11 protein-coding genes are annotated in these 13,868 nt (G+C 58.5%); 6 read left to right on the plus strand and 5 right to left on the minus strand.

Features of this window, described 5'->3' with window-relative positions:
• Positions 1-10: 10 nt before the first annotated feature.
• Positions 11-2,500 (minus strand): DUF3536 domain-containing protein, encoded by a 2,490-nt coding sequence (locus VO84_RS09510; RefSeq protein WP_082661863.1) that lies wholly within the window; start codon positions 2,498-2,500, stop codon positions 11-13.
• 125 nt (positions 2,501-2,625) lie between these two features.
• Here VO84_RS09510 and VO84_RS09515 point away from each other — a divergent pair, with 125 nt between their 5' ends.
• Positions 2,626-3,834: a nucleoside permease gene (locus VO84_RS09515; RefSeq protein WP_058187412.1), complete on the plus strand. Its 1,209-nt coding sequence runs from the start codon at positions 2,626-2,628 to the stop codon at positions 3,832-3,834.
• Between the two features lie 819 nt (positions 3,835-4,653).
• Here VO84_RS09515 and VO84_RS09520 read toward each other — a convergent pair.
• Entirely contained in the window at positions 4,654-6,285 is a 1,632-nt protein-coding gene (locus tag VO84_RS09520) for a DHA2 family efflux MFS transporter permease subunit (protein ID WP_231737861.1), read from the minus strand.
• Positions 6,286-6,466: 181 nt separating this feature from the next.
• Here VO84_RS09520 and VO84_RS09525 point away from each other — a divergent pair, with 181 nt between their 5' ends.
• From VO84_RS09525 to cobO, 4 genes are read left to right on the plus strand one after another with little or no spacing between them, the layout of a single operon-like run.
• Entirely contained in the window at positions 6,467-7,177 is a 711-nt protein-coding gene (locus tag VO84_RS09525; RefSeq protein ID WP_058187413.1) for a gluconate 2-dehydrogenase subunit 3 family protein, read from the plus strand.
• Positions 7,178-7,228: 51 nt separating this feature from the next.
• A complete protein-coding gene (locus tag VO84_RS09530) occupies positions 7,229-8,797 on the plus strand; it encodes a GMC oxidoreductase (protein WP_058187414.1) in 1,569 nt (522 codons plus the stop codon).
• Between the two features lie 24 nt (positions 8,798-8,821).
• Positions 8,822-9,271, plus strand: coding sequence for a 23S rRNA (pseudouridine(1915)-N(3))-methyltransferase RlmH (locus tag VO84_RS09535; protein WP_058187415.1), 450 nt, complete (start codon positions 8,822-8,824; stop codon positions 9,269-9,271).
• Positions 9,272-9,823 carry a cob(I)yrinic acid a,c-diamide adenosyltransferase gene (cobO, locus tag VO84_RS09540; protein ID WP_058187416.1) on the plus strand — a complete coding sequence of 184 codons (552 nt, stop codon included), beginning with the start codon at positions 9,272-9,274 and terminating at the stop codon, positions 9,821-9,823.
• Positions 9,824-9,899: 76 nt separating this feature from the next.
• Here the strand turns inward: cobO and VO84_RS09545 are convergent, their stop codons facing one another.
• On the minus strand, positions 9,900-10,406 hold the full coding sequence (locus tag VO84_RS09545) for a DUF3761 domain-containing protein (RefSeq protein ID WP_058188682.1): 507 nt from the start codon (positions 10,404-10,406) through the stop codon (positions 9,900-9,902).
• Positions 10,407-10,620: 214 nt separating this feature from the next.
• Between VO84_RS09545 and VO84_RS09550 the strand changes: the two genes are divergently transcribed.
• A complete protein-coding gene (locus tag VO84_RS09550; protein WP_058187417.1) occupies positions 10,621-11,073 on the plus strand; it encodes a YidB family protein in 453 nt (150 codons plus the stop codon).
• A gap of 89 nt (positions 11,074-11,162) precedes the next feature.
• Here VO84_RS09550 and VO84_RS09555 read toward each other — a convergent pair whose 3' ends face one another.
• Entirely contained in the window at positions 11,163-11,855 is a 693-nt protein-coding gene (locus tag VO84_RS09555; RefSeq protein WP_058187418.1) for a DNA-3-methyladenine glycosylase family protein, read from the minus strand.
• Positions 11,856-11,880: 25 nt separating this feature from the next.
• Positions 11,881-13,836, minus strand: a complete 1,956-nt coding sequence (locus tag VO84_RS09560; RefSeq protein ID WP_058187419.1) for a YjhG/YagF family D-xylonate dehydratase — start codon at positions 13,834-13,836, stop codon at positions 11,881-11,883.
• Between the last annotated feature and the right edge of the window lie 32 nt (positions 13,837-13,868).

Raw genomic sequence — 13,868 nt, forward strand, 5'->3', positions numbered from 1 at the left:
TCAGGTTGCTCTAGTCTCCGGTGGTTACAGGCGCGGCATCCTGCACGTTTACGGAAGCAGTGTCAATGGAGAGGCTCTGCCCGAGCGCGTTGAAGTCCTCATCCCAGCGGGTGCGGGCATCGCCGATAAGCGCGGCAATGGCAGGGGGCTGATTGCTGAGGAACTCATACCAGATGTTCTGTGCCTGCCAGAGGCTGGACTCAAAGGGAAGTTCAACGAGCGCGCGGCCAAGAGCAAGAGCGCGATCGAGAGCCTCCTGTGATGCGGATGTCAGCAGATCGAGCATGGCGCGCTTCATGCGCTGATCGGCGATATAGGACAGCGTTGCGGTCTCAAGCGAAACCTGATCGGCTTTGGCAAGGTTGAGAAATGATTTGATCAATGCCTGGTCGACCGGGTCGGACTCGATGGCACGTTTAAGACCAGCATTGATGGCAAAACTGGCTGCAATCGTGAGCGCAGGAGGTTTTGGTAGACCAGACTGCGAGAGGAAATGCAGAAGACTAGCGTGGTCTTCGTAAATGGTGGTGAGCGCACCCTCGATGTTGGAAAGCGTTGTATTGAGAATAAGCTTCACGATCTGGTGCTGATCGTCGCGGAAGAGCGAGGTGAGCGAATAATCGACGCGCTCAAAGGTGCGGTCGAGAAGGCGAATGACCTGCGCGAAATCGGCACGCTGAACACATTCGGCTGCTTCGGCTGCAAACTGGGAAAAGGCATCGGCGTCCTGCTCGGCATAGGGTTTCACTGCGGCAGTAATGTTCTGGTCGCCAAAGTGAAGCACGGCATATTGGAAGGACTGCTGCTCCGCCGTAATAGTGGAAGCTACATTCGCCCTGCCAACGCCCAGGCGGCCGCGGCCGGATGTGAAGATGTCGTGCGAGAGGCGGCGCACAGCGTAGCTGTAGATTTTGGCCTCATCGCCATAGGGGGTGAACATGGAGCTGATGGCGTAATGCGCGGCCACCTGCTCAAGACTTAGCTTGAGCTTGCTAATGAGATCGGTATAAATATGTGCGCCGTCCTGCTGGCTTGGCACGTTCGAAATCGCTTCTTTCAGCGTGGCAATGAACGCCGGTTCGAGGGCTGCGGCGCGATCGCCAAAAAGATTTTGTGCGAGCTGCAGAACGCGAGCGGCATAAGCGATCACCTGCACGGTCTCAATGCCGGAGATATCGTCAAAGAACCAGCCGCAGCTGGTGTACATAAGCTGTGCGTGTCGCTGCATCTCCATCAGCTTGAGCGCGCGATTGCGCTCTTCTGCATTGAGCGCATGGCTTTGCTGCGCATCGAAGAAGCGATTCGTGGTTTCGCTGTTACGGTTCAGAATGACATCGATGTAGGCGTTGCGAGCCGCCCACACATCGGGAAAGAGCTTCGCTCCCTCGTCTTCCGTAAGCGAAACCAGGGCATCGCGTAGTGCGTCGAGCCCCTCACGCAAAGGCTTACGCCATGCCTGATTCCAGCCAGGTCGTCCACTGTTGCAGCCGCAGTTGGAGCGCCAGCGCTCCACGCCGTGAACGCAGGACCACGAGCTGTTCTCGACGATCTCGCACTCATACTCCGGCGGAAACTGCGCGAGAAAGCTGCCGTAATTCGCCAAATGAACGTTTTTGTCTTGACCCAGAAGCTTGAGCGCATAGGCCAGCGCCATCTCGCCGTACCTGTGATGGTGGCCGTAGCTCTCTCCATCCGTGGCGACGTGCATGAGCTGAGGGCCGGTAGCATCCGGAATGAATCCATCTTTAAGCCGGCTGGCGAAGGCATCGCCGGAGTTGAGCAGGCCTTCAAATGCGATGGCCTGGGAAATTCCGCCGTTATAGAAAAAGACAGTGATTGAAAGTCCCGAGGCGAAGCGGACGAGATAGGGACGCGTGGAATTGACCGTATCATTCGGAGTGGGCGACCACACCACGTCGTCGTCGGCTCCGGCAATCTTTCGCACACGGCGGCACTGGCGCGGGGCAAGGATCGTGAACTTCACGCCGTGCTGAGCCAGCAGCTCCAGGGTCTCGGAATCAACAGCCGTTTCCGCGAGCCACATGCCCTCAGGCGGCGCACCAAAATGTGAGATATAGTCCGCGATGCCCCAGCGAATCTGCGTGATCTTGTCGCGGGCATTAGCCAACGGCATGATGATGTGGTTGTAAACCTGGGCCATTGCCGAGGAATGCCCCTTGAAGGCGCGGCGGCTCTTGCGCTCGCCGTCAAGAATCATGCGATAGGTGCGCTGCGCGTTCTCCTTGAGCCAGCTCAATAGAGTTGGACCAAAGTTAAAGCTTATGCGGGCGTAATTGTTAGCAATGCCCATGATCTTGTTCTGGGTGTTAACGATGCGCGCCGCGCCGTTGGGTGCGTAGCATTCGGCGCAAACACGCTCATTCCAATCGTGATAGGGCGCGGCGGAGTCCTGGGTCTCGATCGCTTCGAGCCAGGGATTCTCCCGGGGCGGCTGATAGAAGTGGCCGTGGATGCAGACAAAACGTTTAGAAGATGCCATGTGGTATCCGTTGGGTCCCTTATGAGAGCTACGCAAATATTTTAGGCGCATGGGGTGAGATGCCGTGCCACAGGCATATGCCGTATGCTGGCCTACGACCTTTCATTCTGTTGCAGGGAGTCTGAATGCTGCTGAAAATTCGTCTGGCCGTGATGATGTTTCTCGAATTTTTCATCTGGGGCGCTTGGTCTGTGACCATAAATACCTGGGCAGGCAATACGCTGCACTTCAACGGCGTGCAGACTGGTCTCCTCGCCGGAACAACGGCTATCGGCGCCGTGGTCTCGCCCTTCCTCGCGGGTTGGATCGCGGACAACCTGATGGCAGCGCAGTACATGCTGGCGCTGTTGCATCTCGCCGGCGGCATTCTGCTTTACCTCGCCTCCATGCAAATGAATTTCGGTCCGCTCTACGGGCTGGTGTTGGCGTATGCGGTGCTATATATGCCGACGCTGGGCCTGGTGAACGCCATCGCCTTTCGCCAGATGCGCGATCCCAAAACGGAGTTCGCGCCGATCCGCGTGCTGGGCACGATCGGCTGGATCTGCGCTGGCCTCATAGTCAGCTACATCCTGCACGGCGAGCGGACGTCACTGCCGCTGAAGATGTCGGCGATTGCGTCGATTGTGCTGGCGGGCTATTCGCTGACTCTGCCGCACACGTCACCGCAGGCGACGGAACCCTTCCGGCTGGGCAACCTGTTTCCTGTCGAAGTCCGGCGCATGTTCCGCGACCGAAGCTTTCTCATCTTCGCGCTGGCTTCGTTTCTCATCTGCGTGCCGCTGGCGTTCTACTACGCCTTTGCCAATCGCTTCCTCGACCAGATCGGCGTGGCCAATTCGGCGGGTAAGATGACGCTGGGCCAGGCGTCGGAGACGCTTTGCATGCTGCTGATCCCCTTTTTCTTTCGGCGGCTGGGTGTGAAGTGGATGCTGGTGGCGGGCATGGCGGCATGGGCCTTGCGGTACGCCTGCTTCGCTTTTGGCAATCCAGGTCCGGGGGTGTGGATGCTGCTGCTGGGCATCGTGCTGCACGGCATCTGCTATGACTTCTTCTTCGTCACCGGCCAGATCTACACCGACCGCAAGGCCCCGGCGGCCTACCGCAGTGCAGCGCAGGGCATGATCACGCTGATCACGTATGGCATCGGCATGCTGCTGGGATCGTGGCTGAGCGGCAAGGTGGTGGATGCCTATGCGACCACGCTGGCGGACGGCACGCAGGCCCACAACTGGCGCGCCATCTGGCTCTTCGCGGGCGGCCTTTCAGCGGTCATATTAGTGCTGTTCATTGTTGCGTTCCGGGAGCGGGAAACGGAAAATGCTACAAGTTAGGGTGGATAACTCGGATTTTGATCTGGCCCGTACGTGGTTATCAGCCACTTACTAACAGAAATAAATACGAATTCCTCTTTGAAACACAGAAATGCGGGCTAAGTGCACCAACTTAGGTGAAATCCACAGATTTTAACTAAGTTTTCCACTTGCATTCACAGATCGACTAGGCGCATTCTCTTCACAGTTGGTCACCGAGTAGAAATTGGAAAGCCAACATTTCCTGCCACGCGGGAAGATGCTGTGAGCCAGTGGAATGCGGAGATTCTTCAGCAAAGGCGCAAGCCGGAGCAGATGCGGTCTCCACAGGAAACGGGAGTTCCGGTCCTCAGGTCAAGCAGGACGATGCAAAGTTCGGAGGAAGTATCGCTCAGAGCCGGTTGAATGTGCTGAGCTGAAAACTTAATTCGCGATAGCAATCTTTGGAGCGGCTTGCCGCACCGAGGATTGAAGGACCGGACGGAGAGCAGATAAGTAGCTTCAGCAGGAGAGGAACGCTAACCTAAGTAGCAGATAGATTGCGCATCTATCTACAAACTGGATTGGTAAGTTAAACGCTGGCAAAGCAGGAGATCGAAAGCGAACGGGGAAGACAGGCCGATTACTCACGGTGAAAGCCGAGGATAAAAAGCCAGACGGAACCGGGAGCCGAGAACGATTGCAGAGCCGGGACGAGTGGGACTTAGACTGAAGATTCATCGTCGGCAACGCCGGATGATGTTGGACTGAAGAGATTTGCTTGAGACACACAGATAAACGCCAGGGGCTGCGAAGCTCCTGGCGTTTTTCATTGTAGAAATCTACACCCTGTCCAGACGCTTAGTGAACCGCTTCCGCCTTGGGTCCCTCTCCGGGCTTGTTCTTGTTGAGCATAAAGGCGAACAGGACCAGGATGGCGGACATCCAGGAAAGCTCGATATAGACATCCTGGAAGGCCTGCATAAGGGCCTGCTGATTGAGCTGGTTATAGAGGGTTCCCAGGGCGCGGCCCGCGCCGTCCGAGCCGCCGCCGAAGAAACCAGTGAGCGCCTGAAGGTGCGACTGGTAGCCGGGGCTTCCCGGCTGCATATCCGCCTGCAGCCGCTGCTGGTGAAAGAGCGAGCGGTTCGTGATCTGCGCATTGGTAACGGCGATCAGGATAGAGCCGCCAATATTGCGGGAGAAGTTGATGAGGCCTGAGACCTGGTTGCTCTGTTCCTTGGGAAGGCCGACGTATGCTGCGTTCGTAATCGAGATGAAGCAGAAGGGCAGCGGCAGCATCTGGATCACGCGAAGCATCGACTGCTGCGCGAAAGTCATCTGCAGGTTAGTCACCGACGCGGCATACCGGAAGGTGAAGGTGAACATGATGAATCCACAAACGGCCAGGGTACGGGCAGAGATTTTGCCTGTGGCGAAACCGGCCAGCGGCATGACGATAACAAGCGCGATTCCGCCGGCGGTGAGCGCCATGCCCGCAGTGGTGGCTGTATAGCCCATCAGCTCCTGCATATACTCCGGCTGGAGCACAGTATTGGCGTTCAGCACGCCGCCCACAAGCGCCATGAGGAAACAACATATAGCGAAATTTCGGAAACGGAAGACACGTAGATTGATGATGGGCGCTTTGGCACGCAACTCCCATATCACCAGCGCGATCATACCGCAGACGAACAAGGCGGCGTTAATGCGGATGAAGTTCGACGCAAACCAGTCGTTCTCCTCGCCTTTGTCGAGCATGATCTGCATGCCGCCCATGGCGATGGTCAGGAAGCTCAAGCCAAGGTAATCGATCTTGCCGATTAGCTTGCGGTTCGGCTTGATCCACGGTGGATCCTCAACAAGCCGCGTGACTAGGAGGAAGGCGAGAATACCAACCGGAATATTGATGTAGAAAATCCAACGCCAAGAGTAATTGTCTGTAATCCAGCCGCCGAGAGTCGGGCCAATCGAAGGCGCCAGAACGGCCACCAGGCCATAAAGCGCGAAAGCCTGGCCGCGCTTCTGAGGCTCGAAGGAATCCGCCATGATGGCCTGAGCCATTGGCTGCAGGCCGCCGCCGCCCGCGCCCTGTATCACGCGGAAGAGCAGCAGCATACCCAACGACGGCGCTGCGCCGCACAGAAAGCTGGCAATGGTGAAAATGGTAATGCACAACAGGAAGAAATTCTTGCGACCCATGACGCTGGAGGCCCAGGCGCCGAGCGGCAGCACAATGGCGTTTGAAACCAGGTAACCGGTGAGCACCCAGGTGCCCTGGTCATTGCTCGCGCCAAGGTCTCCGGCAATGTGCTGCAGCGCCACATTGGCGATGGAGGTATCGAGCACCTCCATAAAGGCAGCCAAAGCCACCGTGGCCGCAATCAGCCAGGGATTTGTGCGCGGCTTCCAGGCGGCGTGCTGGTCAGGATTGACGACCGTTTTCTCGGTTGTCTTCCCCGGCGCAGTCAGCGCGGATTCCGAAGTGGACAAAACGGCTCCTTACATGAAGAAAACGAGAAAATTAAGAAAAAGGATAAAAGTTGTTTGTATCATCAGGCCGGATTTTTTGGCCCTGCCGGTTTAGATTCACCTCCTGCGGCTCAGGGTGCAGGGATTGTTGCCGGGCCGGCTATGGACGAGCATAGGCCGCGCACGATAGCGTGGATGCGCTATGCAACGGCGCAAATTTGTTCGCATTCTACTCTCTGTGGCGGCAGCGCCGCGGATGCTTTTTGGCCAGCAGCAGGGAAAACAACCGCTGCCCGCTGCCGCTCCTGTGCCCTGGTCCGCGGGGATAAACCCGCGCACGCCTCTGCCCACCACCGAGGCGGCCGATCTGGTCGCGATCGCCGACCTGAAATTCTTCACCCCGGCGCAGATGCGGAATCTTCAGCGGCTCTCCCGCGTCATGATGCCAGCTCTGAATGGCAAACCCGGAGCCATTGAGGCCAATACGCCAGAATTTCTAGATTTTTTGCTGGCCGGATCGTTACCGGACCGGCAGAAGCTGTACGCAGGCGGGCTCGATTGGCTGAACTCCGAGGCACAGAAGAAATACAAGCTCGACCTCTTTGCGCTGACTGACGATCAGGTGGACTCGCTGGTGAAGCCGTGGCTGCGGACATGGATGAGCGATAATCCTCCAACCGAAGCTCATGCCGATTTTGTAAACATTGCGCTCGATGAGATTCGCATGGCGACAACCAACTCCAAGGCCTGGAGCCAGACGCCAGGCACTCCTGCGGGCGAGTGGGGCCAGACGGATGTGTACTGGACTCCGATCGAATCGAATCTGGCGTTTGTGTTATCCAAGCAGTCGCACCTTGTACAGCCCCATGTGGCGGCGGCGCAGGCTCCGGCTACACCGATCTATAAACGATAACTGCGGGAAACGATAACGGCGAGAACGATAGCTAATTGGGGCGCGGCAAAGATGGCGAATGAAGTGTTTGATGTATTGATTGTCGGTTCGGGCCACGCAGGCGGCATGGCGGCTAAGGTGCTCACCGAGGCCGGCGCGAGCTGCCTGATGCTGAATGCCGGGCCGGTTGCAGATGCGAACCGTAATGGCGAACGGAAACACGCCTACGACCTCCCGTATCGCGGCTTTCATCCACCGCAACAGGTACCCCACGTCTTTCAGGCCACTGAGTTCAACGCAAATGTCTGGGTAGATGAGCGCGAAGTTCCGTACACATACGATCCCTCGCAGCCATACAACTGGGTGCGAGTGCGGCTCTTCGGCGGCAGATCGCTCTTCTGGTCGCGCCAGTCCTTTCGCCTGAGCGATTACGAGTTCAAGGGGAAGAGCCATGATGGTTTTGGCGAGGACTGGCCCATCAGCCTCGCGGACCTGGACCCCTACTATTCACGCGTCGAAGATATCTTCCAGGTAAGCGGCAAAAAAGAGGGCTGGCCGCAGATGCCCGATGGAAACTTCATCGAGGATCCCGATGTGTGGAGCGGGTCACTCGACCGGCTCAAGACCGCAGCGGCGAAGCTCAATATTCCGGTAACGGGGCAGCGCCGCGCCAATGGGCGCGATGGGCTCGCCAGTAGTGTGAATCTGTTGTTGCCGGATGCGGAGAAGACCAAAAAGCTGACCTCCATCGCAAACGCAGTCGTGCGCGAGATTAGCGTGGATAAGAACACCGGGCTGCCGGATGGCTGCCACTTTGTAGATCGCTTCACCGGACGCGAGATGAGCGTAAAGGCACGCATCGTGGTGCTGGCGGCGGGAACACTTGAAAGCACGCGCCTGCTGCTGAACTCAAAACTCGCGAACTCAAGCGGGTTGGTGGGCCGGTACCTGATGGATCAGATCTACGGCGCGGGAATCACCTGCTCCGTGCCCGAGGCGCGCGGCGGAAATGCCAAGGGTCTCATGGGCGGCGGAGCAATCATTCCGCGGTTCCGCAACATCACGGACAAATCGCCGAACTTTCTGCGTGGCTATGCGATGAATATCTGGAGCAGCGGCGGAGGAATGGATGCGCGCTGCTTCGCAGCCTATGGCGCGGAGCTCGAACAGAAGATGGCCGACTACAGCGGCAGCGGTTTTCACTTCGGGCTGATGGGCGAAGTGCTGGGCCGGTACGAAAATCATGTCCGCATTGACCCGGTGAAGACCGATGCCTGGGGCATTCCGGCGTTGCATATTGCGACGAACTACACCGACAACGAATTCAACATGGCCAAGGACGCCGTAGCAACTGCATCCCAGGTGGCAGAGGCCGCAGGCTTTGAAGTGCTGCGCAAAAACGTGATGCCAAACCCGCCGGGGTACAGCATCCACGAAGTAGGCACCTGCCGTATGGGCGATGACCAGAAGAAGAGCGTTCTGAACAAGTGGAACCAGAGCCACGATCACAAGAATCTCTTTGTGATGGATGGAGCTGGATTCACATCCGCCGGCTGGCAGAACCCCACCATGACGATCCTTGCGCTTTCCATGCGGGCCAGCGAGCACCTGGCAGAAGAACGGAAGAAGCTGAATATCTAAGCGGCATCCGGTATTCTCCTGTTCATGCGCTTGACGCTGGCTCATATCGGCAATCGACTGGCTGCCTCCGATCCGTTTGAAAAGCTCACGCAGATGTGGCTTGAGCGAATGGGCAACTTCGCGGAAGCGGAGAGCACGGCATACCGCTCAGCCGATGCATTCTTTGAATCTCTGACGCGCACGAAAAAGGGCGGGACACAGGTACTTGTCCTGCTTGACAGCCGCGGAAAACAGATGAGCTCCGAAGAGTTTGCTGTGTGGCTGGGTGCGCGGCGCGACTCCGGTGTGGCGCAGATCATCTTTGCCATCGGCCCGGCAAGCGGCTGGGACGATGCGGCGCGCAAGCAGGCAGCACTGCTGCTGTCGCTAAGCAATATGACACTGGCACATGCACTGGCCCGCGCTGTGTTGGCCGAGCAGATCTATCGCGCAACAACCATTCTGACCGGACACCCTTACCACACAGGACACTAGATGACTGACTCGCGCAAAGGTCTATTGCTGATCAACACCGGTCCCGGTAAGGGAAAAACAACCGCTGCACTGGGCACAGCACTGCGCGCCGCAGGCAATGGCATGAAGGTGCTGGTGCTGCAGTTTTTGAAAGGCTCTTGGCATTACGGAGAACTGGACGCAGCGGAAGCCCTGAACACACAGGCCTTTCCAGATAGCTTTGTACTGAAGCAGATGGGCCGGGGATTTGTGAAGGTAGGCGGCGCGGAGACAGACCCCGAAGACATTCGTCTCGTGCAGGAGGCATGGTCTGAAGCAAAGCAGGCCATTTACTCCGGCGACTGGGACCTCGTAGTGCTGGATGAGATCAACTATGCCATCGGCTACGGAATGCTCGATGCAGCCGAAGTCGCGGAGGCTCTGCGCATCCGCCCCGAAATGGTGCATGTGATTCTGACTGGACGCAACGCACATCCGCTTCTCGTAGAGCTGGCCGACACAGTAACCGAGATGCGCGAAGTGAAGCACGCGTACCAGAAGGGAATACTGGCACAGAAGGGGATTGAGTATTAAGCACAGCCACTAACGCACTAAAACAAAGCGCCGCTCGGAGCACTCCAAGCGGCGCTTTGTTTTGGTGCTATGCAGATTACTTGGAGCAGGCCTTGCCGCCGGAAGGACGGCCGCCGGCATTCTTGGCATCCGCTTCACTCATATATTTGCCCGCCTTGGTGGTGCCATAATCGGCTCCCCCGTAGCAGTGGTAGACCTTGGAGCTGGTATTAAGCCAAACCATGCCAGGGCCACCTCCGGGCGCAACCGTCTTGGGCGCAGTGCTCTTAGCCTCTCCTGATGTCGAAGCAGGCTTGGCCGGAGCAGGTGTAGGAGTCGGAGCCGGTGCAGGCGTGGACGACGGCTTGGCCGCAGGGGCAGGGGCAGGCGCGGGCGCAGGAGTGCTCGGCTTCGCCGGTACGCTGGCAGCAAGCCAGGTATCAACTCCCTGATGCCCCCTGCAAGCTCCGGATTTCGTTGGGGATGTGGTGTAGGTGCCGTCCTTGCACTTCCCGGTTGCACCCGCCGGGGGAGCCTGAGCTAGCAGAGCGCTCGGCGCAAGAATGAGGCCAGCGATGGCCACCGCAATCAACTTTACTTTCATGGAATTCTGTCCTTCCTGAGTCAGGCAGCCGATCTCTTTACCTGCCAGACCGCGGTGAATCGTATCGCACTGAGTCAAGCTCTTGCAAAGGAAATTGCCATGAGACGCCCGAAAGATTGCCGGAAGAATTTGTTTTAACTTCATGGCGTCGCGTGCTTTCTGAGCGTATATTGTTCTCCGTCTAAAGACCCTCAAGAAGAAAGGTGCGTAACGTATGAGCAGCATTTTTGACTCGGTATCGAAGCTTGCAGGCGGACTGATTGGCGGGCAAAGTGGCGGCACGGATGGCGCCACAACGGATCATCCTGCCGTAGCCAGCGGACTTCTCCAGCAACTTGGCGGAACAGGCGGCCTGGGCAACCTGGTCCAGACCATCCAGCAGAATGGCGGCGGTGCTATCGTGCAGGACATCGCCAGCGGCAACACCAGCGCTATTGATCCGAACCAGGTGGAGAGCCTTCTGGCCGGAAGCGGGCTGGTTGATGGCGTAGCGGCTAAGACGGGCCTCTCGCCCGATCAGGTGAAGTCGAGCCTGGCCACAGTGCTGCCGATGCTGCTGCATCACAGCATCTCGCAGGGCCATGTGACCACAGACGGCCAGCCCGGCGACACCCCGGCTCCGGATACCGGATCGCTCCTGCAATCGGTTCTAGGCAAGCTTCTGTAAGTTTCCCCGCTGAATCACTGAGTCAGTCCGTCAGGGCCTGTCTTTATCGCGCTTCGCGCATACAAAGACAGGCTCGCGAGAGATCTTCCTTACGTTTCAGCCTCGGGCACATTCTTCGCCAGATCGCAGGCCCGCCACATATACCAACTGGCCACGCTGCGGTACGGCTTCCACCTCGCAGCACGGCGAATCACAACTTCGGGCTTCGGTAGATCAGCCGCAGTAACGGCGCGAGTTTTAGGCAAGCGCATAAAGGTCAGCGCGAAGCCCTTACGGACGCCGTAGTCGGTAACGGGCAGCACATCTGGCCGGCCAAGGCGAAACATCAGCAGCATCTGTACAGTCCATTCGCCAATGCCGCGCACCGCAGTGAGCCGTTCAATAATCTCCTCGTCCGAGAGCTTGCGAATAACGGCATGAGGGGGCACTGTGCCATCCAGGGTCTTCTCGGCCAGGTCGCGCAACGCCTTGATCTTGTTGCCGGAGACACCGCAACCGCGCAATCTCTCTTCCGGCAGATCGAGAAGAATCTGCGGCGCAGGCTCCCCGCCAAAACACGCACACAGGCGGCCGTGAATCGTGGCCGCAGCCTTGCCGTGAAGCTGCTGGTAAATGATCGATTCGACCAGGGACTCAAAGGGCGAAGACCACGCATCAAGCCGCAACGTAAATGGGCCAACGCGATCAATCAGCGCACCGAGTTTCGCATCAGCAGCCCGCAGATGCGCGACCGCCTCTTCAGGGTCAAACGGCAGCTTGCGGCTGCGTCCGTTGTGAATCATACGGGTCAGTATATGTCGGCGCACCCTATGGAGCGAGCTGTCTGATAATCGCCTCCGTGTCGTAAACGCAACCAGCCCAGACGCCACCGCTCGCCTGCACAAGCGCAGCCCAGAGTCGCGTATCGTCCGGCAGGCCGGCATGAGGCTTGAGATCGGCGCGCGGCGCGCGATCGGCTAGGCACTTCGCGCCATTCTCGGCGTCGAATTCCTTGCCTTCACAACCCACAAAATCCACGCTGCCCACCAGCGCCTTGCGGTCAACAACGATGGAGATCGTGTCGCCTTCCTGCACCCGGCCAATCGGTCCACCGGCCAGCGCCTCCGGCGAAATATGTCCAATGCAGGCTCCCGTGGACACGCCACTGAAGCGCGCATCTGTGAGCACAGCCACACGCTTGGCATAGCTGAGATACTTGAGCGCCGACGTAACCTGATAGATCTCCTCCATGCCCGCGCCCAGCGGCCCCCCGCAGATCAGCACAATCACGTCACCCTGACGAATTGCCCCTTCCTTGATGGCCTTTACCGCAGCCGTCTCTGTCGTGAAGACGCGCGCCGGACCGGTATGCCGATAGACCTGATCTTCATCTACAAGCGAAGCGTCAATGGCTGTGCTTTTGATAACGGAGCCTTCAGGCGCGAGATTGCCAAGCGGAAAACAGACAGTCGAAGTCAGCCCGCTAGCCCTTGCGCGATCGGGCGAAAAGATCACATCATCCGAGTCAATGCCGTCCTGATCGCGCAATTGTTTTCTCAGAACCAGCCTGCGTTCGCTCTGCTCCCACCAGTTCAGGTTTTCATCCAGCGTCTGTCCCGTAACGGTCATGACACTTGTGTCGAGCAAGCCAGCGCGACGCAGGTGCAGCATCACTTCCGGCACGCCGCCGGCAAGAAATACCTGTACCGTGGCAAATCCGCGCGGGCCATTGGGCAGCGCATCCACAAGACGTGGCGTCCGGCGGTTCACGCGTTGCCAGTCTGCAACCGCAGGCCGGCGCAAGGCCGCCGCATGCGCAATCGCCGGAACATGCAGCAGCAGGTTCGTCGAGCCCCCAAAGGCCGCATGCATAATCATGGCATTTTCAATGGCAGTGTCCGTCAAAATCGCGCTGGTAGTGAGACCGGTCTGATGCATCCGCAACAGAGCACGCGCAGAACGTACCGCCGCATCTAGCCAGATCGCATGACCAGACGGAGCAAGCGCCGAATGCGGCAGCGCAAGGCCGAGAGCCTCTGCCACAACCTGCGACGTGGCAGCCGTCCCCAAAAACTGGCATCCACCACCAGGCGACGCACAGGCATGGCAGCCAACTTCAGCAGCATACTCAAGCGAAATCTCGCCCTGAGCAAAACGTGCGCCGATCGTCTGAACCTTGCCCGCATCCTCGCCGCTCTCCGGCAGCAGCGTCACACCGCCCGGCACAAGGATCGATGGAATTTCATCCGACGCAGCAAGCGCCATCATCATAGCGGGCAGTCCCTTGTCGCAGGTGGCAATGCCCATCACGCCTTGGCGGGTGGGCAACGAGCGCATCAGCCGCCGCAGCACCATCGCTGCGTCGTTCCGAAACGGCAACGAGTCCATCATCGCTGCAGTTCCCTGGCTGCGGCCATCGCAGGGATCCGTGCATGCGCCAGCAAAAGGGATCGCTTCAAGGGACTGAAACTCCCGCGCGGCGGCCTCAACAAGTAGCCCCACCTCCCAGTGCCCGGTATGGAAGCCAAGTGCAATGGGCCTGCCATCAGGAGCGCGAACCCCGCCATGCGTGCTGAGAATCAGAAATTCCGGGTCAAGCAGACGCGCCGGAGCCCAACCCATGCCCGCATTCTGGCTGAGCCCAAAGAGATTGCCGGAAGGCTGCTGGAGAAGCATCTCCACACTCAAAGGCAGCGAGCCAGAGCTGCCCGGCGAGTGTGTGCGAACAGAAGCAAAATCGGTTGCTGGGCTTTCGAGGACGGAGATGACGGAAACGGGAGGCATCGTTATCGTTATACTCCGGTACGGGTGCCAGG

Origin of the sequence: Occallatibacter gabretensis (assembly GCF_001449115.1) — a bacterium.
Classification (GTDB): Bacteria; Acidobacteriota; Terriglobia; order Terriglobales; family Acidobacteriaceae; genus Telmatobacter; species Telmatobacter gabretensis.

Bases quoted from the DNA above. Each gene is read 5' to 3' on its own strand.
- VO84_RS09530 (WP_058187414.1), top strand. From the start codon at position 7,229: ATGGCGAATGAAGTGTTTGATGTATTGATTGTCGGTTCGGGCCACGCA.
- VO84_RS09510 (WP_082661863.1), bottom strand. From the start codon at position 2,500: ATGGCATCTTCTAAACGTTTTGTCTGCATCCACGGCCACTTCTATCAG.
- VO84_RS09535 (WP_058187415.1), top strand. From the start codon at position 8,822: ATGCGCTTGACGCTGGCTCATATCGGCAATCGACTGGCTGCCTCCGAT.
- VO84_RS09555 (WP_058187418.1), bottom strand. From the start codon at position 11,855: ATGATTCACAACGGACGCAGCCGCAAGCTGCCGTTTGACCCTGAAGAG.
- VO84_RS09550 (WP_058187417.1), top strand. From the start codon at position 10,621: ATGAGCAGCATTTTTGACTCGGTATCGAAGCTTGCAGGCGGACTGATT.
- cobO (WP_058187416.1), top strand. From the start codon at position 9,272: ATGACTGACTCGCGCAAAGGTCTATTGCTGATCAACACCGGTCCCGGT.
- VO84_RS09515 (WP_058187412.1), top strand. From the start codon at position 2,626: ATGCTGCTGAAAATTCGTCTGGCCGTGATGATGTTTCTCGAATTTTTC.
- VO84_RS09545 (WP_058188682.1), bottom strand. From the start codon at position 10,406: ATGAAAGTAAAGTTGATTGCGGTGGCCATCGCTGGCCTCATTCTTGCG.
- VO84_RS09560 (WP_058187419.1), bottom strand. From the start codon at position 13,836: ATGCCTCCCGTTTCCGTCATCTCCGTCCTCGAAAGCCCAGCAACCGAT.
- VO84_RS09525 (WP_058187413.1), top strand. From the start codon at position 6,467: ATGCAACGGCGCAAATTTGTTCGCATTCTACTCTCTGTGGCGGCAGCG.